The organism is Gaetbulibacter sp. M240, assembly GCF_043876815.1.
Classification (GTDB): domain Bacteria; phylum Bacteroidota; class Bacteroidia; order Flavobacteriales; family Flavobacteriaceae; genus Gaetbulibacter_A.
On the sequence record NZ_JBAWKA010000002.1, the window covers coordinates 159,082 to 184,297 of the forward strand.

The 25,216-nt window shown below is 36.7% G+C and carries 25 protein-coding genes; 14 read left to right on the plus strand and 11 right to left on the minus strand.

Translation table 11 applies throughout. The features are described 5' to 3' along the window. Positions 1-17 precede the first annotated feature (17 nt). The 4 genes from V8G61_RS06125 (at position 18) to V8G61_RS06140 (ending at position 4,343) form a co-directional block, all read left to right on the plus strand. The gene (locus V8G61_RS06125; RefSeq protein WP_394874621.1) at positions 18-1,511 is read left to right on the plus strand and encodes a TrkH family potassium uptake protein; all 1,494 of its coding nucleotides are present in this window, start codon (positions 18-20) and stop codon (positions 1,509-1,511) included. Between the two features lie 270 nt (positions 1,512-1,781). Continuing rightward, positions 1,782-2,369, plus strand: a complete 588-nt coding sequence (locus V8G61_RS06130; protein ID WP_394874622.1) for a YceI family protein — start codon at positions 1,782-1,784, stop codon at positions 2,367-2,369. A gap of 26 nt (positions 2,370-2,395) precedes the next feature. Further along, positions 2,396-3,664: a hypothetical protein gene (locus V8G61_RS06135; protein ID WP_394874623.1), complete on the plus strand. Its 1,269-nt coding sequence runs from the start codon at positions 2,396-2,398 to the stop codon at positions 3,662-3,664. Between the two features lie 88 nt (positions 3,665-3,752). Continuing rightward, entirely contained in the window at positions 3,753-4,343 is a 591-nt protein-coding gene (locus V8G61_RS06140; protein WP_394874624.1) for a YceI family protein, read from the plus strand. A 177-nt stretch (positions 4,344-4,520) separates the two neighbouring features. On the opposite strand, the gene V8G61_RS06145 is transcribed toward V8G61_RS06140, so the two are convergent. Further along, positions 4,521-5,705: a pyridoxal phosphate-dependent aminotransferase gene (locus tag V8G61_RS06145; RefSeq protein WP_394874625.1), complete on the minus strand. Its 1,185-nt coding sequence runs from the start codon at positions 5,703-5,705 to the stop codon at positions 4,521-4,523. 19 nt (positions 5,706-5,724) lie between these two features. After that, positions 5,725-6,825 (minus strand): fatty acid desaturase family protein, encoded by a 1,101-nt coding sequence (locus tag V8G61_RS06150; protein ID WP_394874626.1) that lies wholly within the window; start codon positions 6,823-6,825, stop codon positions 5,725-5,727. 140 nt (positions 6,826-6,965) lie between these two features. Between V8G61_RS06150 and rsmG the strand changes: the two genes are divergently transcribed. Next, on the plus strand, positions 6,966-7,595 hold the full coding sequence (gene rsmG / locus V8G61_RS06155) for a 16S rRNA (guanine(527)-N(7))-methyltransferase RsmG (protein ID WP_394874627.1): 630 nt from the start codon (positions 6,966-6,968) through the stop codon (positions 7,593-7,595). A 52-nt stretch (positions 7,596-7,647) separates the two neighbouring features. Here rsmG and V8G61_RS06160 read toward each other — a convergent pair whose 3' ends face one another. Next, positions 7,648-8,604, minus strand: coding sequence for a tetratricopeptide repeat protein (locus V8G61_RS06160; protein WP_394874628.1), 957 nt, complete (start codon positions 8,602-8,604; stop codon positions 7,648-7,650). Positions 8,605-8,764: 160 nt separating this feature from the next. Continuing rightward, positions 8,765-10,390, minus strand: coding sequence for an L-glutamate gamma-semialdehyde dehydrogenase (gene pruA, locus V8G61_RS06165; RefSeq protein ID WP_394874629.1), 1,626 nt, complete (start codon positions 10,388-10,390; stop codon positions 8,765-8,767). A gap of 149 nt (positions 10,391-10,539) precedes the next feature. On the opposite strand from pruA, the gene V8G61_RS06170 reads away from it, so the two are divergent. Further along, positions 10,540-11,250 (plus strand): NRDE family protein, encoded by a 711-nt coding sequence (locus tag V8G61_RS06170; protein ID WP_394874630.1) that lies wholly within the window; start codon positions 10,540-10,542, stop codon positions 11,248-11,250. Positions 11,251-11,348: 98 nt separating this feature from the next. On the opposite strand, the gene apaG is transcribed toward V8G61_RS06170, so the two are convergent. Further along, positions 11,349-11,735 (minus strand): Co2+/Mg2+ efflux protein ApaG, encoded by a 387-nt coding sequence (gene apaG, locus V8G61_RS06175; protein WP_394874631.1) that lies wholly within the window; start codon positions 11,733-11,735, stop codon positions 11,349-11,351. A gap of 109 nt (positions 11,736-11,844) precedes the next feature. Continuing rightward, the gene (locus tag V8G61_RS06180; RefSeq protein ID WP_394874632.1) at positions 11,845-13,128 is read right to left on the minus strand and encodes a DUF5103 domain-containing protein; all 1,284 of its coding nucleotides are present in this window, start codon (positions 13,126-13,128) and stop codon (positions 11,845-11,847) included. Between the two features lie 127 nt (positions 13,129-13,255). Here V8G61_RS06180 and V8G61_RS06185 point away from each other — a divergent pair, with 127 nt between their 5' ends. From V8G61_RS06185 to nqrF, 6 genes are read left to right on the plus strand one after another with little or no spacing between them, the layout of a single operon-like run. After that, positions 13,256-14,611, plus strand: coding sequence for a Na(+)-translocating NADH-quinone reductase subunit A (locus V8G61_RS06185; protein WP_394874633.1), 1,356 nt, complete (start codon positions 13,256-13,258; stop codon positions 14,609-14,611). 34 nt (positions 14,612-14,645) lie between these two features. After that, a complete protein-coding gene (locus V8G61_RS06190; protein WP_394874634.1) occupies positions 14,646-15,872 on the plus strand; it encodes an NADH:ubiquinone reductase (Na(+)-transporting) subunit B in 1,227 nt (408 codons plus the stop codon). After that, positions 15,872-16,627 carry a Na(+)-translocating NADH-quinone reductase subunit C gene (locus tag V8G61_RS06195; protein WP_394874636.1) on the plus strand — a complete coding sequence of 252 codons (756 nt, stop codon included), beginning with the start codon at positions 15,872-15,874 and terminating at the stop codon, positions 16,625-16,627. Before V8G61_RS06190 ends, V8G61_RS06195 begins: the two co-directional genes overlap by 1 nt. Before the next feature lie 7 nt (positions 16,628-16,634). After that, positions 16,635-17,279: an NADH:ubiquinone reductase (Na(+)-transporting) subunit D gene (locus V8G61_RS06200; RefSeq protein ID WP_394874638.1), complete on the plus strand. Its 645-nt coding sequence runs from the start codon at positions 16,635-16,637 to the stop codon at positions 17,277-17,279. 53 nt (positions 17,280-17,332) lie between these two features. Then, positions 17,333-18,088, plus strand: a complete 756-nt coding sequence (gene nqrE / locus V8G61_RS06205) for an NADH:ubiquinone reductase (Na(+)-transporting) subunit E (RefSeq protein WP_394874639.1) — start codon at positions 17,333-17,335, stop codon at positions 18,086-18,088. Positions 18,089-18,092: 4 nt separating this feature from the next. Further along, on the plus strand, positions 18,093-19,403 hold the full coding sequence (nqrF, locus tag V8G61_RS06210; protein ID WP_394875294.1) for an NADH:ubiquinone reductase (Na(+)-transporting) subunit F: 1,311 nt from the start codon (positions 18,093-18,095) through the stop codon (positions 19,401-19,403). Positions 19,404-19,467: 64 nt separating this feature from the next. Here nqrF and V8G61_RS06215 read toward each other — a convergent pair whose 3' ends face one another. The 4 genes from V8G61_RS06215 to V8G61_RS06230 form a co-directional block, all read right to left on the minus strand. Continuing rightward, the gene (locus V8G61_RS06215; RefSeq protein ID WP_394874640.1) at positions 19,468-20,058 is read right to left on the minus strand and encodes a diheme cytochrome c-553; all 591 of its coding nucleotides are present in this window, start codon (positions 20,056-20,058) and stop codon (positions 19,468-19,470) included. Positions 20,059-20,174: 116 nt separating this feature from the next. Further along, the gene (locus V8G61_RS06220; RefSeq protein ID WP_394874641.1) at positions 20,175-20,627 is read right to left on the minus strand and encodes a Na(+)-translocating NADH-quinone reductase subunit F; all 453 of its coding nucleotides are present in this window, start codon (positions 20,625-20,627) and stop codon (positions 20,175-20,177) included. A gap of 447 nt (positions 20,628-21,074) precedes the next feature. After that, on the minus strand, positions 21,075-21,410 hold the full coding sequence (locus V8G61_RS06225) for a hypothetical protein (protein ID WP_394874642.1): 336 nt from the start codon (positions 21,408-21,410) through the stop codon (positions 21,075-21,077). A gap of 159 nt (positions 21,411-21,569) precedes the next feature. Beyond that, positions 21,570-22,958 carry an SLC13 family permease gene (locus V8G61_RS06230; RefSeq protein WP_394874643.1) on the minus strand — a complete coding sequence of 463 codons (1,389 nt, stop codon included), beginning with the start codon at positions 22,956-22,958 and terminating at the stop codon, positions 21,570-21,572. A 126-nt stretch (positions 22,959-23,084) separates the two neighbouring features. Between V8G61_RS06230 and V8G61_RS06235 the strand changes: the two genes are divergently transcribed. Continuing rightward, complete coding sequence (locus V8G61_RS06235) at positions 23,085-23,462, plus strand: Na(+)-translocating NADH-quinone reductase subunit F (RefSeq protein ID WP_394874644.1); 378 nt, start codon at positions 23,085-23,087, stop codon at positions 23,460-23,462. Beyond that, on the plus strand, positions 23,463-24,440 hold the full coding sequence (locus V8G61_RS06240) for an FAD:protein FMN transferase (protein ID WP_394874646.1): 978 nt from the start codon (positions 23,463-23,465) through the stop codon (positions 24,438-24,440). It begins immediately after the preceding gene. Between the two features lie 11 nt (positions 24,441-24,451). Here V8G61_RS06240 and V8G61_RS06245 read toward each other — a convergent pair whose 3' ends face one another. Beyond that, a complete protein-coding gene (locus V8G61_RS06245; RefSeq protein ID WP_394874647.1) occupies positions 24,452-25,216 on the minus strand; it encodes a class I SAM-dependent methyltransferase in 765 nt (254 codons plus the stop codon).

Sequence of the window (25,216 nt, forward strand, 5' to 3'; positions counted from 1 at the left end):
AAAGCATAGGGAAACTCATGAAACTCAATTATAAAATCATTTTTCATTTTTTAGGATTGCTCCTCGTCTTTAACGGGGCATTTATGTTCATAGCTGCACTTATTAGTGCGATATACAAGGACGGTGTTTCTGGACAAATAACAATTGCTGGTTTTATTACCATAGGTTTTGGGGGTTTAGCCATGCTTTTTACCAGAGATCATAAAAAAGAAATTAATAAGCGCGAGGGCTATATTGTTGTGGCCTTTGGTTGGATTGTTATGTCGCTTTCCGGAACATTACCTTATGTGATCTCCGGAAGTATTCCTAGTTTCACCAATGCGTTTTTCGAAACCATGTCAGGTTATACCACTACGGGAGCTTCAATTTTAAATGATATTGAAATCATTCCAAACGGTATTTTATTTTGGCGCAGTTTAACCCATTGGTTAGGCGGTATGGGTATTATTGTTTTGGCTATAGCCATTTTGCCTTTGTTAGGAATTGGTGGTATGCAGCTCTTTGCTGCTGAAGCGCCGGGTCCTAGCGCTGATAAATTACACCCACGAATTACTGATACGGCCAAGAGATTATGGTTGATCTATTTTGCATATACGGCTGCTGAGACTATTTTATTAAAAGTTGCGGGTATGTCATTTTTTGATGCTATAAATCATGCCTTAAGTACACTTTCCACTGGTGGGTTCTCTACTAAAAATGCGAGTGTTGCTTATTGGAATAACCAACCAATTATTCAGTACATTATAATGTTGTTTATGTTTTTGGCGGGGACAAACTTTATACTGAGTTATTTTACGTTCAAAGGTAAAGTTAGGAAAGTATTACATGACGAGGAATTCAAGCTCTATTTCAAATTTATACTCATTTTTACCTTGATAGCTTCCCTTATCATTTATTTTAAAGCGGATTTGAGTCTGTCTTCCATTGAACATCCTATGGTTTTGGGAAAAGAGGAAAGTTCCTTCAGACATGCCTTATTTCAGGTACTATCTATAGTCACTACTACGGGTTTCGTTACAGCAGACTATACCTTATGGACGCCTTTTTTAATGGTTTTCTTTTTCGGTTTGATGTTTTTAGGAGGTTCTGCAGGAAGTACCTCGGGTGGTGTTAAAGTGGTACGCCATCTCTTACTGATTAAAAATGGCTTCATGGAATTTAAGCGTACGCTGCACCCCAATGCTATTTTACCAGTACGATATAATATGCGAGCGATTTCGGGGGATATTGTTTTTAATATCTTGGGCTTTTTTATTTTATATATGCTCTCTTTTATTATTGGGGCTTTGGTGTTTTCGATGTTTCAGATTGATTTCCAATCTGCCGTGGGGCTTTCAGCTTCCAGCCTAGGAAACGTGGGGCCGGCCTTAGGTAGTTTTGGTCCCGTGAATAATTATTCGGCCTTACCAGATCTCGGTAAATGGTGGGCTTCATTTTTAATGCTTATTGGTCGTTTGGAATTGTTTACGGTACTTATTTTATTCACGCCTTTTTTCTGGCGTAACCGTTAATATTAAATTTCTTTAGCATAGTCGTAGTTCCATACCTTTCTTTTAAAGGACTTATTTTTAATTTCAACATAAAATTTAAATTTCTTATTTTCATAAAATTAGAAGGATCTTATTGTGTCCTTTTATAGTAGTCTACTCCCTAAGTATTTATAGCCTGAATTTTTTAAGCTTTTTTTCATTAATGGAAAAAAATTCTGACTTATGACAAAAGTCATATTTTGCCCCGCTCTTTTGCAGGAACTTTGTATCATAAAATAAAAACTAAAGATTATGAAAACTACAAAAACACGTAAGTATTATGCTTTAATAGCCTTGATAACATTAGGCTTACTTACGGTTAACCTTGTGTCTGCACAAGCGTTTAAACTGAATAATGAGGCGTCTACTTTAAAAGTTTTTGGAACCTCAAACTTGCATGACTGGCATTTGGAAGGAGAACAAAAAAGTGGGCAACTCGTTTTTGAAGATATCGATAAATGTACCATCAAAACCTGCGAATTTATTATAAATTCTAATGGGTTGGTAAGTGGTAAAAAGGCCATGGACAAAAATACTTACAAGGCTCTAAAAACCGATGATTACAAGAACATTAAATTTCAATTAGTAAAAGTAAATGAGCTGATTAAAAAGGGGCCAAAGACTTATTTGGTTAAAGGAGAAGGAGATTTAACCATAACCAATGTAACAAACAGGATTTCTATAGAATTTAATTTAGAGGTCGACCCCAACAAAATTGTATTAAACGGAACCAAAAATATTAAAATGACAGATTATAATGTAGAACCACCAACAGCTTTATTCGGGACTATAACCACTGGTGATGCCCTGACCATAGAATTTAAAACTATTTATCAATAAAATTATAAAACAAAAACACAAAAATCATGAGAACAATATTTAAACACAGTGTATTATTCGTAGCATTACTGGCGGGGGTTAGTATGTATGCTCAAGACAGGAACCTAGACAACTTCAGACCACCGAACAAAAACGGCGTTGATATTTTTGAAACTACAAAAGACAGCGTAACAACCTTTGATGGTGTTAAAGTTCGCGTAGGTGGGGCTTCAACCCTTCAATTTCAAGCCATTACCAACTCAAATTCAGGCGTAACACCCATCAAAGAGATTGGTAGTAACTTTAACTTGGCAACAGCTAACCTGGATCTTGACGTTGCTTTAGCAGATGGTGTGAGAATGCATTTAAGAACCTATCTTTCTTCTCGTCACCACCCGGAACCTTATGTGAAAGGCGGCTATTTTCAAATCGATAAATTAGATTTTATCAGTGAAGGCTTATTAAGCGATTTCATGGAAGGTGCTACCATCAAGATTGGTCATATGGAGAACAACTACGGTGATGCACACTTTAGAAGAACTGATAACGCGCAAGCTATATATAATCCATTCGTTGGTAACTTAATAATGGACTCTTTTACTACTGAAGTTGGTGCCGAGTTACTATATAGAGTTCCAAGTGGATTCTTCGGAATGGTTGGTCTTTCTAATGGAAAATTAAATCAAAAAGTGACAGAAACTGATGGTACAACTGGAGGTGCAGCCTTCTTGGCCAAATTAGGTTTCGATAAGCAATTTGACGATGATTTCAGATTCAGACTTACAGGATCTTTATATAACACCGGCTATGCACAAAGTGTTTACTTATACACAGCCGATAGAGCAGGATCAAGATACTATTCTGTGATGCAAGAGGAAACAGCAACAGGTGATAACTTCCGTTCAGGTCGTTTTGATCCCGGGTTTAGAAATACCATTACTGCAATTATGATTAACCCATTCTTGAAATATGGCGGACTAGAATTTTTTGGAACAGTCGAGTTAACTTCAGGAAAAAGACAAAGCGAAGTGGACAGACGAAATGCAGAGCAATATGCAGGAGAATTAATATACAGATTTGGTAATAATGAAAACTTCTATCTAGGAGCTCGTTATAACACTGTAAATGCTGAACTGCTAAGTGGTGAGGATGCAAGTATTAACAGACTTCAATTAGGTGCCGGTTGGTTTATGACCAAAAATATCTTGATGAAAGTTGAGTATGTTGATCAAAAATACAATGATTTCCCAGTAGGTGATGTGCTGGATGGAGGAAAATTCAACGGTCTAACCGCTGAAGCCGTGATAAGTTTCTAAAAATTTAGCCCATGATGAAACAAGTCTCTGTAAGTTCTAGAAATAGAAGTAATTTTACAGAGGCTTGTTTTTTTTATATCTTAAGACCATGAAACGGCTTGTTATTTTAATTCTGGTAATTGTTGTTCTGGGTTTTACTTCCGCAGAATATCTCAAACGTACCCGAGTTTTCGTGGCGCCTGAGAGTCAATTGATTATTAAAGGTAAGACAAACATCAATAAATTCAGTTGTACTTTTGATGCTACCAATTTAAAAAATCCCATTCCGGTATATTTTCAAAATGAAAATGATAAAATGGTTTTTGAGGAAACTAAGTTGATCTTAAGTACTCGGTGTTTTGATTGTGGAAACAAGCCCATGAATAATGATTTTTATGATTTACTTCAGGCTAAGGCCTACCCGGAGATCGTTTTAAATCTTCGTTCGGTAACTATGGAATCCAATAATGATAATAGTATTAATGCGGATGTAGATATTAATATTTCAGGAGTTATAAATTCATATAAACTTCCATTAAAAATGTACGGTACTGATACTATGGAAATTTCAGGAACCCTAAAATTAAATATCAACGATTTTAATATCGAAGCGCCCAGAAAGGCTTTAGGGCTTATAGTTGTAAGCGAATTTATTGAAATTGATTTACGACTTCACGTAACAGAGGGGACAACACTTTAATTTTTTATAGGATCGTAATTAATAAATTTAATAATTTTTTCTAACCATTGATAATCAAACAATAAAGCTTTTAAATGTTTATATGAATATTATTTCCCGATCAGAAATAATCGGGAGATCCAAAAAAAAAGTTACTATTTAATAGTAACTTTTTTATTATGATAAGGGTCTTATTTTTTAACTCAAGGCTTCCTTGATTCTTTTCATAGCTTCAATAATTTGATCTGTTGACGCCGCATAAGAAATTCGGATACATTGTGGATTTCCAAAGGCCTCACCAGTAACCGTTGCTACCAAAGCCTCTTCTAATAAATACAGAGATAAGTCTGAAGCATTATTAATGGTTTTACCTCGAAGGGTTTTACCAAAATAATACGATACATTCGGGAATACATAGAAGGCACCTTCAGGGGTGTTGGTCTGAAAACCTTCAATCTCACTTAATAAATTTAAAATTAGATCACGTCTGGTTTTAAACTGATCCACCATGTATTGAACGCGTGATGGTGGTTCGTTCAGAGCCGTAATTACAGCACGTTGTGCAATACAATTGGCCCCACTGGTAATTTGGCCTTGTAGTTTGTTGCAAGCTCGGGCTATTTTCTCAGGGCCACCAATGTAACCAATTCGCCATCCAGTCATGGCAAATGCTTTAGAAACACCATTTACGGTAATGGTTCGATCGTACATATCTTCAAACTGTGCTATACTCGCATGGCCACCAACATAATTGATATGCTCGTATATTTCATCCGATACCACATAAATATTAGGGTGTTTTACTAAAACGTCAGCTAAGGCTCGTAACTCTTTTTCACTATAAATAGAACCACTAGGGTTACATGGTGAACTGAACCAGATCATTTTTGTTTGTGGAGTGATAGCCGCTTCCAATTGCTGCGCTGTCATTTTAAAATCATTCTCGATACTTGTTTCAACTTCAACAGGTGTACCTTCAAATAACTTTACAATATCAGCATAACTTACCCAATAAGGGCATGGTAAGATAACTTCATCACCCTGATTAAGCATCACGCCTGCGATATTAGCCAAACTTTGCTTGGCACCGGTTGATACTACAATCTGGTTCGGTGTGTAGCTAAGCTTATTATCTCGTTTAAATTTGGTGATTATAGCCTCCTTTAATTCCGCATAACCATCCACAGGACTATATGAATTATAATTCTCATTTATGGCAGTAATGGCTGCGTCCTTAATGTAATCAGGAGTATTAAAGTCCGGTTCACCCAAACTTAATCCTATAATATCTTTGCCTTCGCCTCTTAGTTCTCTGGCTTTGGCCGCCATTGCTAAAGTAGCAGAGGTAGCCATATTTAAAATGCGTTCTGAGAGTAAATTCATTTAATTAAAAATCATCAATTTAAGCTTGTAAAGCTGGTTTCATTCCCATTTCTTTCAAGTGTCTGAAATGCGCTATAATTGCTTTACGTGTGGTTTTATATTCTTTATAAGGTAAGTTGAATTCTTTCGCTGTTTCACGAACAATTTTGGATATTTTAGTATAGTGAATGTGGCTAATATGAGGAAAAATATGGTGTTCTACCTGATGATTTAAGCCTCCAGTAAACCAGTTTACTATTCTATTTTTAGTGCTAAAATTTATTGTTGTACACAATTGATGAACGGCCCAGGTATTTTTCATGGTTCCGTCTTTTTCCGGTATCGGCATTTCGGCATCTTCCATAACATGCGCTAACTGAAATACCACACTTAAAATTAATCCTGCGGTGTAATGCATGATAAAAAAGCCGATCAATACCTTCCACCAGGCAAGATCCAACAATAAAATTGGGATCAAGACCCAAATGCTTAGGTAAATAATTTTTGAAATCACCAGTTTACTCCAGTTCCATAACGGATTTGGGAGTTTACCATAAGACAACTTACGTTTCATGTAACGTCTCATTTGTTGAAAATCGGTGGTAATGGCCCAGTTTATGGTTAATAATCCGTAAAGTAATATAGAGTAATAATGCTGGAATTTATGATACCAACGCCACTCTGCGTGATCCGTAAAACGTAAGATGCGACCTGCTTCCAAATCCTCATCATGTCCATGGATATTTGTATACGTGTGGTGCAATACATTATGTTGTACCTTCCAGTTGTAAGCGTTTCCGGCAAGAATATAAATACTACTTCCCATAAGGCGATTGATCCACTCCTTATTTGAAAATGAACCATGGTTTCCGTCGTGCATTACATTCATACCTACACCAGCCATACCTATACCCATTACAATTGTAAGCAGCAATTGGGTCCATCCGGGCATGTTAAGTGTTAAGAGTAAGAAATAAGGCGTTAAAAATATAGAGAACATCACGATGGTTTTTAGCCAAAGTTTCCAGTTACCGGTACGTTTTATTTCATTTTCCTTGAAATAGGAATTAACACGTTTGTTAAGGGTTCTGAAAAACTTGGCAGAATCTGTTCTCGAAAATGATACTGTTTGTTTTGACATGCTATTAATTTAAATGTGATATTTAGTTGATCGGTATATCATATTATTGGCAAATATAAATATAAACCGAGTGAACTAATAACGTTTTGATGTAAAATAATGTATGTAAATACTATATTTTTGTTGAAAATTTAACACTAATGGACCTTATCCTCAAGTATTTTCCCGATCTAACCGACCTACAAATCAATCAATTCAAGGCTTTGGAAGAATTGTATCAGGATTGGAATATCAAGATTAATGTTGTATCTCGTAAAGATATTGATGAATTATATTTAAGACATGTTATACATTCTTTGGGTATAGCCAAAGTAATTTCCTTCAAACCGGGGTCTCAAATTCTGGATGTTGGTACCGGTGGCGGGTTTCCGGGAATACCTTTAGCTATTTTATTTCCGGATTCTAATTTTCACCTTGTCGATAGTATCGCTAAAAAACTTAAAGTTGTGGATGAGGTTGTCGATGGTCTGGGCCTTACTAATGTAAGAACAACGCATAGTAGAGTAGAGGAAATTAAAGGTTCATATGATTTTATTGTGAGTCGCGCTGTGGCCTACATGCCTACTTTTGTGCATTGGGTAAAGGGTAAAATCTCCAAAACTCAGAATAATGATCTCAAAAACGGAATTTTATATTTGAAGGGAGGCGACCTATCTGAGGAACTGGAACCCTATAAAACGGCTAAGATCTTTGAATTAAACACCTTTTTTTCAGAAGCTTTTTTCGAAACGAAAAAAGTAGTGTATCTCCCCATAAAATTCAAGGGGTAAAATGTTGACCATTTTGGATTTAATTCTTATCCAGCTCAACGATTTATGTTCGTTATAAGGCTTGTAACTCTTTTAATTTATTTACAAAAAAGAAGTATTGGTTTTGATACCAAAAAGTGCTTTTATAGGCTTCAATATCATCGGTTTTAATTTTTAGAACCTCTTTAGCCTTTTCGAAATTTAGTTTGGCATAATTTAAATTATCCTTTCTTAAATAGGTTATGGCTAAGCCTAAAAGCGCATCAAAATCTTCAGAATCGTAGCTGAGCGCTTTATTCAAATCGGCAATAGCACCATCAAAATCACCAAGCAAAAGACCGCTCGTACCTCTGAAAAAGAAGGCGTATGAATTCCCGTTATCTACCTTTAAAGCCTTATTGAAATCAAGGTAGGCTTCCTTGTAATAATTTATCCCTAATAAACATAATCCTCTATTTATGTAGGACTCAGGAGTGCCCTCAATTAAAATAGCATAGGTATAATCCTCAATGGCTTTTTTAAAGTTATCCAATGCATTAAAAGCAGAGGCTCTTAGGGTGTAAACTTTGGGATAATTAGGTTGTAATTCGATTACTTTAGTATAATGGAGGATAGCATTTTCATAATCTTCCAGATCGAATTCTACGCAGGCTAAACTGAATAAGGCATCCACAAAAAGCGGGTCGAGTTCGAAGGCTTTTTGATAGTCTTCTTTAGCCGTTTCAAATTCCTGTAAACTGTAACGTATATTTCCGCGATTAAAATACGAATCGGGGTCAGGCTTAATAAGAATTATTTTTGAATAATCTACTGCTGCTCCTGACAAATCACCCAGCTCTGTTTTGGCTAAAGCTCTGTAAAACAATGCGTCGAGGTTTTCAGGCTCCAGCTCTATAGCCTGAGAATACAATTCAACTTTCTTATTTAAATCGGTGGTCCGGTTAGCTTGTCGTATAAACTTCTTGGCCTGCCCTAAGGTGGTTAAACTAAAAATCAATAAAAGAAATGTGATGATTTTTTTTATGCTCATAATGTTGCAACAGCTATTTTTTTTTCTTTCTAAATTTAGGATAATTTTTTTTTGCTACATAATTTAAACGAAATTAAAATATTTAAAAACCATCAGTTATTTTAAAAAAAAACCACCGGAATTCGGTGGTTTTTAGTCTATTTAAGTTGAGAAAAATCTATTAGCCCAAGAACGGATAACGATAATCAGTCGGTGTAACAAAAGTTTCCTTCACCATACGAGGGGATACCCAACGCAATAGATTTTGTGCACTTCCTGCTTTATCGTTTGTTCCGGAATTTCTGGCGCCACCAAATGGCTGTTGCCCTACAACGGCTCCTGTTGGTTTATCATTGATATAGAAATTACCGGCACTGTTTTGTAAGGCTTGAGTTGCCTCTGTTACAGCGTATCTGTCGGTTGCTAAAATAGCACCAGTTAAACCATATTCGCTGGTTTCATCAACTAATTTTAAAGTTTCAGAATAGGCAGCATCTTCATAAATATAAATGGTTATTATTGGACCAAATAACTCGGTGTACATCGTTTTGTAATGTGGATTTGTGGTTACAATAATCGTTGGGTCTATAAAGTATCCCTTACTCTTATCGTAATTTCCACCTACTATGATTTCAGCGTCGCTATCTTTTTTCGCTTGGTCGATGTAGCCAGCCAATTTGTCGAAGGAGCCTTCATGGATCACGGCTGTAATGAAATTGCTCATATCTTCCGGAGATCCTATTTTAAAAGATTTCACATCCTCGATCACGAATTTTTTAACATCCGGCCATAAAGATTTTGGAATGTAAGCTCTGGATGCAGCACTACATTTTTGACCCTGGAACTCAAATGCGCCACGTGCAATAGCGGTTGCCACTTGTTTGGCATTCGCAGTTTTATGGGCTACAATAAAATCCTTACCACCAGTCTCACCTACAATACGTGGATAGGTTTTATAGTTGTGGATATTATTTCCTATTTGTTGCCACAGATTTTTAAATACGTTTGTTGAACCTGTAAAGTGTAATCCTGAAAAATCAGGGCTACTTAATACCACATCTGTAATCATGGCTGGATCTCCCATAACCATATTGATTACCCCGGCAGGAACACCGGCTTCTTTGAATACATCCATGATTACTTTCGCGGAATAAACCTGACTGTCACTTGGTTTCCAAACCACCACATTTCCCATTAAGGCCATGCATGAAGGTAAGTTACCGGCAATAGCGGTAAAATTAAACGGTGTTACAGCATAAGTAAAACCTTCCAGAGGACGGTATTCAATGCGGTTCCAAGCAGCACTTGTGCTTTCCGGTTGATCTTCGTAGATCTCCTGCATGTACTGTACATTGAAGCGTAAAAAATCGACGAGCTCACATGCTGAATCAATTTCTGCTTGATATATATTTTTAGACTGCCCGATCATGGTGGCAGCATTAATTTTTGCACGGTATGGACCTGCGATAAGCTCTGCGGCTTTTAAAAAGATTCCGGCGCGTTGCTCCCAAGGCATCAAACTCCATTTTTTTCTGGCTTCCAAAGCGGTTGCAATAGCTTCTTCAACATGCGATTTCTCCGCTACGTGATAGGTTCCTAAATTGTGTTTATGATCGTGAGGAGGAGACATGGTTCGTGTATTCCCGGTAGTCACGTCTTTACCATTGATATATAAAGGGACATCTACCTTGCTATTAAACATTGTTTTGTATGCCTCTAAAACTTCAGCACGTTCCGGTGATCCCGGTGCGTACGATTTTACAGGTTCGTTAATTGCAATTGGCACGTTAAAAAAGCCTTTTCCCATAATTTTTTTCTGTTTTTTGTTTTAAATTTTAGTTTAATCCACAAATTTATGAATTTTAAAGTGATTAGTCGAATGGATTGACACTTAAAAGGACGTTAAAATTTTATCGGTTTTGTAAGTTTAACTTTGTCTTAAAGACTATAAATCACATGTGTACTGTTACTTTTTTTCCAAAAACTAATAATGATTTTATTCTGACTTCCAACCGCGATGAGGATCCTAATCGGGAGTCGGTGGCTCCTGATTTATACACCCAAAATTCTGTGAAAGGTTTATATCCCAAGGACCTGCGGTCTGGTGGTACATGGATTGGGGTTAGTGAGCAAAATCGCCTAGTTTGTGTGCTTAATGGTGCTTTTGAAAAACATAAGCGAAAGCCTCAATACCGGAAAAGCCGTGGTTTGATCGCTCTTGATTTTTTATATACTGAACAGCTTGATGACATGCTTACGGCTTACGATCTTCACGACATTGAGCCTTTTACCATGATCCTGGTTGATTGGAATATTATTTTACGGTGCGTAGAGTTAGTCTGGGATGGCAATGAAAAACACATCAGCGAATTACCTCTGGAACCAAGAATCTGGTCATCGAGTCCGTTGTACACCCCAAAAATGAAATCTGAACGAGAACAATGGTTTAAGGATTTTAAAATTAAAGCTGATTGGGACTCAAAATCTATTTTAAATTTTCATAAAACGGCCGGCGAAGAGACAGATGATTATGGCGTGATCATGGATCGTGGTTTTGTGAAAACTACGAGTATTACGCAGATTGAAAAATCTGGAAGTTTTGTTGATATGCATTTTGAGAGTTTACAACAGGGTACTGTTTCAGAGAACACACTTAAGCTTTCCTGAATAAATAAATTGGGTTTGATATTGGATGTGCGTTAGGGATTGTAGCTAGCTACCGTGTAGCGCGAAAAGCCCGACCACGCCTTTTGCGTGGGAACGCCCTAATTAATAGAAAAAGGTGCGCTAAGTTTGAAGGTTGGTATGGTAACCTTGAATTTTTTGGTGGTTGTAAAATTGATCATGTCGTAGTAGCCGTGCATGGCACCAAATGGCGACGAGAGCAAACATCCTGAAGTGTAGGTGTGTGATTCGCCGGGTTTTAGTACGGGTTTTTTACCGATAACTCCTTCGCCGTTTACAATCTCGACATTATTTAAGGCATCCATGATTTCCCAGTGGCGGGCATTGAGTTGCACCGAATCTTTACTTTGATTTTCGATAGTTACCGTGTAGCCAAAGGCATACTGGATCTTATAATTTTTATAGAAAGAGCCTTCGAAAGTTGTTTCTACCGAAATTTTTATACCACTTGTAATTTGTTGAACCATGTATTAAGTGTAAATAAGCCACGTGTTTACGGGTGTAAAAGTAATAAATTATACGCTTACCTTCATGCATTTTAACGAAATAGATCGATTTTTTAGCTGAATGGTTGTATTAATTCGAGATTTGGGTAGATGAGGTCTGGTTAAATCCGATGATACGATCGTAACGACCGCCCAAATCGCGATAGTAAAGTAATACTTTATAATCGTTCTCTGTTTGCCAGAAATTGCCACTTATTTTTCCTTCGTTCAATTTTCCCTTGGCATCCACGAGTACATATTTGTAATTATAGAAGCCTTGTTTGAGTTTAAATTGTGTTTCGTAACGTTGGGTGGCGGGGTTGAAGCGCAGCTGGTTATAATCATCCAGTGCGTAATTGTTGTAATTGCCATAAACATAGATTCGTGAACCATCGGTAAGTTTGGGATAGTTCAGTGAGAAATGTACCAAAGTATAATCGGCCTCTACTGAAGGGTCGTCGGTATCCAGAGCGGTGATGGCAAAACGTCCGTTAATATCGGGATTATACGTGTAAGGCAGTTGCGCTCGAGATCGATTTATAAAAAGAAAGGTATTGTAAATATCTTCTAACTGGATGAATTGGACGCCCTGTGAAGCCGAGCGTACATCTTTAGTTTCGAAGAACAAATATTCATTCCCGCCGGGAAAAGCTGTTTTATCGACGTAGCGATAGATGAGTTTATTGCCGATGGTGTACTGCGGTTTAACGTTTGTTATGGCAGTGTTTAAATTACTGTTCTGAATGATTAAGGTATTGATGGTTTGAAGTGGGTTGTTAACCTTAGTTCCTGCCGCGACCTCTATATCAACAGTTTGGGTGGTCTCTATGGTTTTTACATTTCTGGAGCGCTTGATACTGATGCCCGGTGTAACCAAAGATTGGTATATCATGAATTTTCTGGAAAATATTTCTTCACCAAAACTGTTGTAAATAAATATCATATAATTCCCGGTAACCTTTAGACCCTGGGTTTGGGCATTGGGAATACTTAATTTATAGTGTGAATACAGTTGGTAGGTGTTGAACGAATTCCGGTAGTTTTGAATACGCTGATTATCGACACCTTGCAAAAATTCGGTTCGTACCAAAATGGAGGGCGTCCAATCGTAGTTGTAATGTTTAATCTTGTAATAGAAATCAGGTTCGTTTGATACCAAAGCATCAAATTCCAGATCGAAGGCCTCGCCCAATTTTAAAATGGGAAGTTCGCCCAGCGGGTTACTTTTACTTTTAAAAGTAATAGATTTTATGGTCTCGGGAGGATTAAGTTCCTGAACCTGAGCCATACTGAATCCTGATAGGAGCAGTGTTAAAAAAACTAGGAATTTCTGAGTCATTTGAACAAGTTGAGAACAAATATAATCAATTTTCATACCTTAAGTTATTTCGTCTTGTTTATAATGATTATAAATAAAAAAGTTATCCACTTTTAAAACATATATTAGTATTAATTCGTATTTTTGCACCGATTTTTTTGATAACTAATTTCAATTAAGACATATGTCAAACGACATTCGAATTAAAAAAGGTCTAGACATTAAACTTAAGGGTGAAGCTGAGAAAACCATCGAGACTGCAGTGGTGAGTAACTTTTACTCGATAAGACCTGAAGATTTCCACGGGATCATTCCAAAACTTATAGCCAGAGAGGGCACGAAATTAAAAGCTGGTGAAACAGTTTTTTACAACAAAGACAACGAAGACATGAAATTTGTTTCGCCGGTAGCCGGTGAGGTTGTTGAAGTTGAGCGTGGCGCACGTAGACGTATCATGTCTATTAAGATCCAGGCTGATAAGAGTCAGGATGCTGTTGATCATGGCAAATTTGATCTTGGATCTGCTGATGCTGATAGTTTGAAGGCACACCTTTTAGCCTCCGGATGTTGGCCTTTTATAAAGCAACGCCCTTACGATGTGATCGCAAAACCAAATAAAACACCGAAAGGTATTTTTATTTCTGGTTATGCCAGCGCACCTTTGGCAGCTAACCTTGATTTTACCCTCATAGGAAAAGAGGCTGAACTACAAGCTGCTGTAACGGCTTTAGGAAAATTGACCAATGGTGAGGTGCATATCTCTGTTGGGAAAAACGCTAGTTCTCCGTTAGGCGGACTTAAGGGTGCAACGATCCACCGGGTATCAGGACCACATCCTTCAGGAAATGTAGGAACCTTAATTAACAAGGTTGATCCTGTTAACAAGGGTGAAGTTGTATGGACGGTTAATGCTCAGGACCTGGTGATTATAGGTGAATTATTATTAACCGGAAAATTTAATCCGGAGCGTATTGTAGCTTTGGCAGGGTCATCTGTAGACAAGCCTCGCTATTTTAAAACTAAGCTTGGTTGTGAGGTCGCTACTATGATTTACGATAAAGGAATTTCAAAAGAAAATAATGTCCGTGTTATTTCAGGTAACGTACTTACAGGACGTGAAATTAAGCCTGATGGCTTTTTGGGGTACTACCACAATGTCATTACGATTATCCCTGAAGGTGATGACTACGAATTATTTGGTTGGAACAAGCCTGTTTTTGATAAGATTTCAACGACAAGGGCTTTGACGTTCTCCTGGTTAACACCCAATAAAAAATACGATTTAGATACCAATACAAATGGAGAGCATCGTGCTTTTGTGGTAACCGGTAATTACGAAGAGGTTTTTCCTTTGGATATTTACCCGATGCAAATTTTAAAATCTTGTATGTATCAGGATCTTGATGAGATGGAGGCCCTAGGTATGTATGAGGTAGCTCCGGAAGATTTTGCGCTTACAGAGTTTATTTGCATCTCCAAGCAACCACATCAGAAAATAATCAGAGAGGGTCTTGATCTGATGCTTAAAGAAATCGGATAAAAAAATAAGCTACGAGAAATAAAAACATGATAACATGGGTTTAAAACAAAACTTACATAAATTAAAAGAGAAATATAAGGGCAAAAAAATGGCACCCGCCTTTAACGCCTTACATACTTTTTTATATACACCTAATGAAACCACGCACGGCGGTGGGACGCACATTAAAGCGGCCGACGATTTAAAGCGTACGATGAATACGGTGATTATGGCCTTGATTCCCTGTCTTATTTTTGGGATGTTCAATGCCGGTTACCAGCATTACAGAGCTTTAGGAGAGATTGAAGCGACACATGGTTTTTTAAGTTCATCATTCTGGACTTTAGATAATTTCATGGTAGGCCTTTGGCAGGTATTACCGCTAGTTATTGTGTCTTATGGTGTAGGATTGGCTGTTGAATTTGTATTTGCGGTTATCAAAGGACATGAAGTAGAAGAGGGTTACCTGGTAACAGGAATGCTTGTTCCTTTAATTGTACCTGTAGATATACCATTATGGATGTTGGCTGTTGCCGTGATATTTGGCGTTGTGATTGGTAAAGAAGTATTTGGTGGTACAGGAATGAATATCTTAAACCCCGCACTTACAATCAGAGCCTTTTTATTCTTTGCTTATCCAACATGGATGTCAGGTGATAAGGTATGGGTTCATGGCGCTGTAGAACGTGATCAAATGATTGCTGCAGGTCAAAATTTGGACGCTATTTCAGGCGAAACGATTTTAGGGGCTTATGCTCAAAACAGTTCTGTTATGTATGACTACTGGGATATGTTTTGGGGTCTTATTCCGGGTTCGGTTGGTGAGACCTCAAAATTTCTGATCATTATTGGAGCTCTGTTTTTAATCTTCACCAAAATAGGAAGTTGGAGGATTATATTATCCACCTTAATCGGTGCTTTGGTAATGGGACTCATTTTCAATTATGTGGTTGATTTTGGTTGGATCGGAGAAGGAAGTAAGTTCTATGGATTAATGAGCGTACCATTCTGGCAACACCTAATTATCGGAAGTATTTTGTTTGGTGCTGTATACATGGCGACTGATCCTGTAACAGCTTCCCAAACCAATAGAGGAAAATGGATCTACGGATTTTTAATAGGATTTATTTCGATCATGATACGCGTGTTCAACCCAGCTTATCCGGAAGGGGTGTTCTTAGCTATTCTATTGATGAACGTATTTGCACCAACGATCGATCATTACGTGATTCAAGCCAACGTGAAGAAAAGAATGAAACGTCTAAAAGTTAAAACTGCTTAATGATGGAAGAGAAAAGAACAGAAAAAAATTCTTATACGGTTATATTCGCCATCCTGATGGTTTTTGTGGTGGGAGCTTTGCTTGCCTTCGCTGCAAAGTCTCTGGAACCAACTATTTCAGAAAATAAACGTTTAGAAAAGCAACAGAACATTTTATATGCAATGGGCATTAATGAAAATGATGAAAACAGTGCAAATTTTGTTTCTACAGAAGAGGCACCGGATTTATTTTCTAAATATATCACAAAGCAAATTGTAATAACGGATGGCACTTCTACTAAAGAAGATGACCAAGCTTATTTAATTGATGTTAAAAAGCAGAAGGATAATGTAAAGAGAGGTCGCGAAAGAAAACTCCCTTTGTTCATAGGTGAAAAGGATGGTAAAACCTATTACATTGCCCCGATTTATGGAAAAGGTCTTTGGGATGCCATTTGGGCCTATATCGCTATGGATGAAAACATGGTTGTACAAGGCGCTTATTTTGACCATAAGGGTGAAACTCCTGGGTTAGGAGCGAACATAAAACAACGTTATTTTATGGACGATTTTATTGGTGAGCATTTATTAGGGCCATCAGGGGAATTTAAAGGTATAGATGTGTCCAAAAGTAATGGCGATCCAAAAAACAATGACAAAACAGATAATGAGGTAGATGCTATTGCAGGAGCAACGATAACCGGTAATGGTGTTTCTGAAATGATCAAAAACGACCTGAAGCTTTATTTACCTTATTTCGAAAATCTAAAAAAATAACGAATCTATGGGCTTACTTTCAAAAAAAGACACCAAACTAATATTAGACCCCTTAGCGGATAATAACCCAATTACTATTCAGGTTTTAGGGATTTGTTCAGCCTTAGCGATTACAGCAGAACTAAAAGCCTCTATTGTAATGTCAATATCTGTTTTATTTGTACTAGGTATTGGGAATGTGGTGATCTCGCTAATGCGGAATATCATACCCTCAAAAATAAGAATTATTGTTCAACTTATTGTTGTAGCTACCCTGGTAATTATTGTAGACCTTGTTCTGAAAGCTTTTGCTTATGAATTAAGTAAAACACTTTCCGTTTTTGTTGGACTGATTATTACTAACTGTATCATCATGGGCCGTTTTGAAGCCTTTGCTCTAGGTAATGGACCATGGCGATCTTTTCTGGACGGTATCGGAAATGCTGCAGGTTACGGTGCTATTTTAATTGTCGTTGGATTCTTCAGAGAATTATTGGGTTCAGGCACATTATTAGGTTTTGCAGTATTGGGAGATCCTATTGAAAAAACCGGATTATATGCTACAGGATACGAGAACAATGGTTTTATGCTATTATCACCTATGGCATTGATTGTTGTAGGAATCATTATTTGGGTACAACGTACCAAAAATAAAAGCCTAATTGAAGACTAAACCAAACTGTGAAAAACATCATTTTAGTACACAACACTAAATTTTAAAAAAACATGGAACATATAGAATTATTTTTTAAATCCATTTTTATCGACAACATGGTATTCGCTACCTTTTTGGGAATGTGTTCTTACCTGGCCGTTTCTAAAAAAGTGAGTACTGCAATTGGTTTAGGAGCCGCGGTAATATTTGTATTGGCCATAACAGTGCCACTAAACTGGTTATTGGATCAGTATTTATTGCAACCTGGCGCTTTATCATGGTTAGGTGAAGAGTATGCAAATTACGACCTGAGTTTCTTATCATTTATCATGTTTATTGCTACGATTGCAACCATGGTGCAGCTGGTAGAAATAGTAGTTGAAAAGTTTTCACCGTCTTTATACAATTCATTAGGGATCTTTTTACCGCTTATCGCTGTAAACTGCGCAATTCTTGGAGGATCTTTATTCATGCAGTCAAGAGAAATTCCATCATTGGGCTTGGCTTTTAACTATGGTATTGGTTCTGGTATTGGTTGGTTTTTGGCTATTTTAGCTATTGCAGCTATTCGTGAAAAAATAAGATATTCCAATGTGCCGCCAGCTTTAAGAGGCTTGGGAATTACATTTATAATCACTGGTTTAATGGCGATTGGATTTATGAGTTTTGGAGGTATGCTTACTGGAGGTGATGACGGAGAAAAAGAAAAAGAAGAAAAAACGGCTCAAGTTGAAACTTTGAATGATAGCGTGGTTAAAGATGAACTCAAAGAAGACAACGTGAAAAACGAAAAAGAGATTGCTAACAACATAAACGTAAACGAATAACATGATAATATTAGCCTCGGAAACATTAGGAACAGTAATTGCCACAGTATCGGTGTTTTTAATTATTACCTTGCTTTTAGTAGCATTATTATTGGTAGTAAAACAAAAATTATCACCATCAGGTCCTGTGAAAATTACCATCAATGGTGAAAAAGAAATTGAAGTAGCCTCAGGAGGATCATTACTATCTACCTTAGGTGGTAATAAAATATTTTTACCATCGGCGTGCGGTGGTGGAGGTACCTGTATTCAATGTGAATGCCATGTGTTAAAAGGGGGTGGCGAAGCTTTGCCTACCGAAACACCACATTTTTCCAGAAAAGAATTAAAAGATGGTGCACGATTGGCCTGTCAGGTGAAAGTTAAACAGGATATGGATATCACCATTCCTGAAGAAGTTTTTGGTATTAAAAAATGGGAAGCTACTGTAGTGCGAAACTATAATGTGGCGTCCTTTATTAAGGAATTTGTTGTTGAAATTCCTGAAGACATGAATTATAAGGCTGGTGGTTATATTCAAATTGAAATCCCTGCCTGTGAGATCAAGTATGAAGATATTGATATCACTGCCCATCCTGAGGAACACGATAAACCTGATAAGTTCCAGGAAGAGTGGGATAAGTTCAATTTATGGCCTTTAGTTATGAAGAATGATGAGGTGGTAGAACGTGCATATTCAATGGCTTCTTATCCGGCTGAAGGACGAGAAGTAATGTTGAATGTTCGTATTGCAACACCACCATGGGATAGAAATAAAAATGGTTGGATGGATGTAAATCCGGGAATAGCCTCTTCTTTTATTTTTGCTCAAAAACCTGGAGATAAAGTTATTATTTCAGGACCTTATGGTGAATTCTTCATCAACGAGTCTGAGAGTGAAATGCTTTACGTAGGAGGTGGTGCCGGGATGGCTCCAATGCGTTCGCACTTGTATCACTTGTTCAAAACTCTGAAAACAGGCCGTAAAGTAAGTTATTGGTATGGTGGTCGTTCTAAACGCGAGCTGTTCTATATCGATCACTTTAAATCCTTAGAGAAAGAATTCCCTAATTTCAAATTTTATATGGCTTTATCGGAGCCTTTAGAGGAAGATAACTGGAAAGTTAAAAAAGATATTAATGATGAAGAAGGTGATGGTTTTGTTGGCTTCATCCATAATTGTGTGATCGATAATTATTTAAGTCATCATGAAACTCCGGAAGATATTGAACTATATTTTTGTGGGCCACCACTGATGAACAAAGCAGTTCAGAAAATGGGTGAAGATTATGGGATCCCTGATGAACACATTCGATTTGATGATTTTGGAGGGTAAAACCTGGATTATATATATAAAAAAAAACCAACGCCTAAGCGTTGGTTTTTTTTTGATTTCTAGTCTATGTCATTTTTGGCGGAATGTTAGCCGGAACAACATTTTCTACAGGATTAATACTTTTGAGATACGCGAAAATCGCTTTTAGATCCTCGTCCGGTAAATTTTTGTACGATAGCCACGGCATAGGCGGCAAAAGAGGTCTGCTTCCTTCCAGGCCTTTAAAAAGCCCTTTTCTGATGGCTCTTAAAAATTGATCTTCCGTCCAGGACCCAATACCTGTATCATCAGGGGTTAAATTACCGGCAAATGATGTACCCCATGGTCCGGTAGCGGCCGTAAGTCCCATATTAAAAAGGATATACGACTTTGCTGTGTTCTCATCATATTCTGGTAAAAGTTCATCCGAAGGATGACCAGAAAGTAAGCGATCGAAATCGAGTTCCATACCGTTTTCAGTAAATTTTTTAGGGGTGTGGCAATCATGACAACCAATGGCGTTAACTAAATGTTCGCCACGTTTGACCGGATCTTCGATGGTCATTTCAGTGTCTACAGATTTGTATTCTGAAGTGGTTTCTTTTTTTTCTTTTGAATTACAGGCTGTTAAAATGGCGCAGCAAAACGCCGCCATTAGGAGGTGATTTGTTTTCATAATGTTTAGTCGGTTTGTGTGTTGCTTATTACTACCTAATTTAAGAAATTATTCATTATAATTAACTTAAAACCAGCTTAGTATTAAAAAAAAATTAGAATCTAATTTTATGTCGTTTAGACAAATTCATATTTGAGTTGATCCTTTTCGATCTCAAATATTCTTTTTATGTCCAACACATTTGGCACCTGGTCTAGTTGGCAAAGAAATTCAATAACAGCAGAGAGGCCTTCGAATAAAACCGCTTTGCCAGTAGGGTTTTTAGGTCTTTTATTTTTATGGTGAAGTGGAATTTCAAAACCACAAGCCTTAAGGAAAGTAGCTTCAATTTGTAATAATTCTAAAGGTGTATACCCGTTAAATGTCATTCCCAGATTCTGGTGAACGGAACCAAGGTAATTAAGTTTTAGGGAGCCATGTTCATCAGAAAGGTGCTTCCAGGCATCTGTTTTATTTAAAATGTTTCCAACAGCACATTGTTTACAACATTCAGGATTGAGCGTTCCGTTATGGAAGGCTGTATATAAATTTTCTATTGCTTTCTGTAATCGATCGGGAATGCTAGTCATAACTATTTTTCTTAACCCTAATTTATTAAAAAATCTAAAACTTACCTAAACTGGGCTAAAATTTACCTGAAACTTTGTAGTCTGGATAAATTAAAATGTAGGATCAATTTTCGCCAGATTATTTAAAAAACAGTCTTTTATGAACCGTTTATCGATATTTTTTTTGAGCGGGTTCCCAAAAACCTCCGTTTTTTACTTTTAAATTAGTTCGGGTTTTCGGAATACATGTATATTCATGACGGAGTTAATCGAATTTAGACCATTTTCTAAAGGAAAAAAAATTAAAAATAATTTTGGTGGTTGGGCGCCATTCATTAGGTCTGCTAAATTCTTTATTGCAGATTTGGATGGCGCTTTTTTTTATTATGCGATTTCCGAAGGTTTCTAAATACTTTAATCATTCAAACTATTAATTAGTGTATCCTTAAAATTCCGGAGTTTTTAATGCTAGTAAAGCATATTATTCATGATGCGTTTAATATTCGATTCCATCATGCTCATTTTAGAATCGCTCATGAATATTTCTTCCATTTCTTTTCGAAGTTGACCTAATTCCATATGTGAGTAATCATGCTTGTTTATAGCATCTTCAATTTTTTCAAATCGATCTTCTTCAGTGTCCTCTGAGAACTCCCGATAGATTTTCTCAAAGGTTTTTATGTCTACTTTAGATTTAATCAAATTAAGTTCTGATGCTGACTCAATGGCATCTGCATTAGCACAAAGTAAAAAAATATAGGTTTCTAATTCTTTTTTACTCCAAAAATCCTTGTACGAATTCATAAAATTAAAGTTTTAATTAATCTTTTTGTTTTACCGGTAAACATGCGAGTAACTTTCACATGAAAATGCTTTAGCAGGAAACAAGGTAATTTGAGGGGATATTTAAAGTTCGATTTTAATCAAAATAAATTCAGATCTAAAGTTACACGTTTTATTGAATTAAAAAACTAGCGGAATAAAGAATTTAAATACCAATAACAGTAATAAAACTGAAATAATATTGAGAACAATACCCACTCTTGCCATGTCATTCACCTTTACAAAGCCACTTGCAAATACAATAGCGTTTGGTGGCGTGGCCATAGGTAGCATGAACGCACAACTACTGGCAATTGTTACAGGTATTAAAAGGTAAAGTATCGGAATGTCTAAACCTAAAGCTATGCCCGCTACAACGGGAGCCAAAACGGCTGTTAATGCAACATTGCTCATTAATTCTGTCATGAACAACATTAGTGTGATCAATAAGGTTGCCATAAGAAATATGCTAATTTGACTTTCAGCAATGGCATTTGCAACGGCATCAACAATGCCACTTGTAGACATACCATTGGCCAAAGCTAAACCGCCGCCAAATAGGATAAGTATTCCCCAGGATAGTTTTTCTGTATCTCGCCACTTTAAAATAAAATCGCCCTTTTTAAGACTATGAGGTATTGTAAATAAAGCGAGGGCGCCAATGATGCTTATAATCGTGTCGGAGAGATTTAAGCTCGGTACTAAGGTATTTATTAAACTTCTAAAAATCCATAAAAATACAATCACGGCAAAAGTGATAAGGACCTGTTTTTCATGTGGCGTTATTTTACCAAGTTTTTGAAGTTCATCCTGCACCACATTTTTATTAGCTGCAAATACCAACCCCTTGTTCGGAAACATCCATTTTACCAAAACTAAATAGATGATGCCAATAAGTATGGTGCTTATTGGTAAACCAACAACCATCCATTTTAAAAATGAAATTTGAATGTTGTATTCATTTTCAAGTAAACCGATAAGAACCGAATTTGGGGGTGTTCCTATAATTGTTGCGATTCCTCCTGCGTTTGCTGAAAATGCAATACCTAACATGACACTTAGCGCAAAGTTTTGATCTTTTTTGGTAAAGCCATCAGCATCATGAATCAATAATTTGATCACCGACATGGCAATGGGGAGCATAACCACCGTACTCGCGGTATTACTGATCCACATACTCATAAATGCTGTTGCGATCATAAAACCTAAAATAACTCTATTGGGACTGGTACCCGTTTTATGAATAATATTTAAGGCAATACGTTTATGCAAATTCACTTTTTCTAAAGCAAGTGCAAGCACAAAACCACCAAAAAACAGGAATACTATCGGACTGCCATAATTAGCGCCAACATCCTCTATGGATGCTACTTTGAACAGCGGAAATAAAACTAATGGGAGTAAGGCAGTAACAGAAATAGAAACAGCTTCTGTGATCCACCAACACACCATCCAAAGAGCTGTTGCAATAACTGCTGTTGCTTGTTCCGAAAGAATTTCAAAAGGTAGAACCTGTATTATTATAAACATTAGCGGTCCTAAAAAAAGACCTATTCGTTTAGAATACGGATGCTGTACCATTAATGAGGTTGATTATTTAAGATTTAAATGTAATCAAAATTTTATTGACATTAATAATAGTAGTAATTTTGTATCATGCGAAAAGTATTATCAAAACAAGAGTTACATAACCTGGCCATGAATCATGTTGGAAAGGATTTGGAACAGCGTGGTTTTGAGTTTATTGCTGTAAATAGTAAGCTTAAAAAACACCCGCAATTTGTATGTATTGATAAGAAAAGTAATTATTATTTTGTTATTGTACGAGCTGTATTATTGCCAAAAAACCCTAACAATTATGATGTGGTTTGGATGGAATCCTTTAAAAATCATGCCCGAGAAAAAAATGCTAAAGTGCTTTATGCCGGGGTGGGTTTAGGGAATCCGGAAGGTGAGGATTTGCCTGTATATTTGAATGAAGATTACTTGCTTGAGTATCATGGCTTACAAGTATTAGAAACAAATTTGAATTAAATGAAAAGGTATTTACCACTACTGATATTACTATTGACTTTGTTTTCTTGTGAAAAGGAAATCAAAAATATTAAACTTCGTGGACCTATTTTTGGGACAGCCTATAACATCCAATATTATGCCCCTAATGAAACTAATTATATTCATGAAATTGATAGTTTGTTTGATGTCATTAACGGGTCTTTATCAACTTATCTAAGAAATTCGGATATTTCAAAATTGAATCGCAATGAATTAGATTCGGTTGATGACCATTTTGTAAGGGTTTATGAACGATCAAAAGAAATTTATGAGGCTTCAAATGGTGTTTTCGACCCAACTATAGGGAATATTGTAAATGCATGGAATTTTGGAGCAGAGAGCAACAAATTTTTAACAGACAGTTCTACTATAGATAGCTTGATGCAATTTGTTGGTTTCAATAAAGTTAAACGTCAGGGGAATATTATAAAAAAACCAGATGAAACCTATTTAGAGTTTAATGCAATAGCTAAAGGATATGGGATTGATGTGATCAGTGATTTCCTTGAATCTAAAAATATCCAAAATTATATTGTTGATATTGGTGGTGATTTACGTGTTTCTGGGTTGAATTTAGAAAAGAATGCCGGATGGACTATTGGCATTGATGATCCGAATTTCGATGGTTCCCAAAGTTATTCTAAAGTTATCGTTTTAAAGGATGAGGCTATTGCCACTTCAGGAACCTATCGAAAATTCAATATCGATAAGAATAGCAATCGTTATGCGCATATTATTGATACCAAAACAGGCTATCCTACAAAAACCCATGTGCTAAGTGTTTCGGTAATTGCACCCGACTGTATGACAGCCGATGCCTATGCAACAACATTTCAGGCTATGGGTGTTGAAAAAGTTACGGAGTTCCTCAAATCACATCCGGAGCTGAAGGTGTTCTTTATTTATGAGAATGAAAATCAGGATTTAGAGACCAAATCATTAAACGGTTTTCCTTAAAAATAAGTCTCTTATTTATAACAAACCGGAATAATTTCACCTTTTGCCAAACAATAGGTTTCCACTTGGTCCGGCGTTAGTTTTTTGGTATAATCTACGGGATCTACCTGGAACCCAATACCACGAAGTTTATCGAAATAATCCTTTCCATACACACGAACATGATCGTATTGCCCGAATATTTTGGCACGCTCTTGTTTATCGGTTATGTTGTTATCTTCAAAAGTATGCTCCCGACTTAGGTCTTGGGGAATTTGAAGAATGGCCATGCCTTTTGGTTTGAGCACCCTGTAAAGTTCGCTCATGGCCTTTATATCATCAGGGATATGTTCCAGAACGTGATTGCATAAAATAATATCAAATTGATCAGATTCGAACGGCAGGTTACAAATATCAGCTTTAACATCCGCCAAAGGTGAATTTAGGTCAGTGGTTGTATAATCAAGGTTTTTTAGCTTTCTAAAGCGCTTGTAAAATGCTTGCTCCGGTGCAAAATGCAATACTTTTTTTGGTGCATCAAAGAAATCCGTTTCATTTTTTAAGTAAAGCCAAAGTAATCTATGTCGCTCTAAACTTAACGTTGACGGAGAAAGGGCATTGGACCTTTGTTTACCATAGCCATAAGGGAGTAGTGATCTGAACTGTTTTCCATCAATTGGATCGGTAAATTTATTTCCTTTTAGAATGAAAGCTAAAAGTGGGCGAATGATATAACTGAGCCTGATTAAGATGGGCCGAGGAATGCGATTGAGTATGAACTTAAAAATAGATTTCAA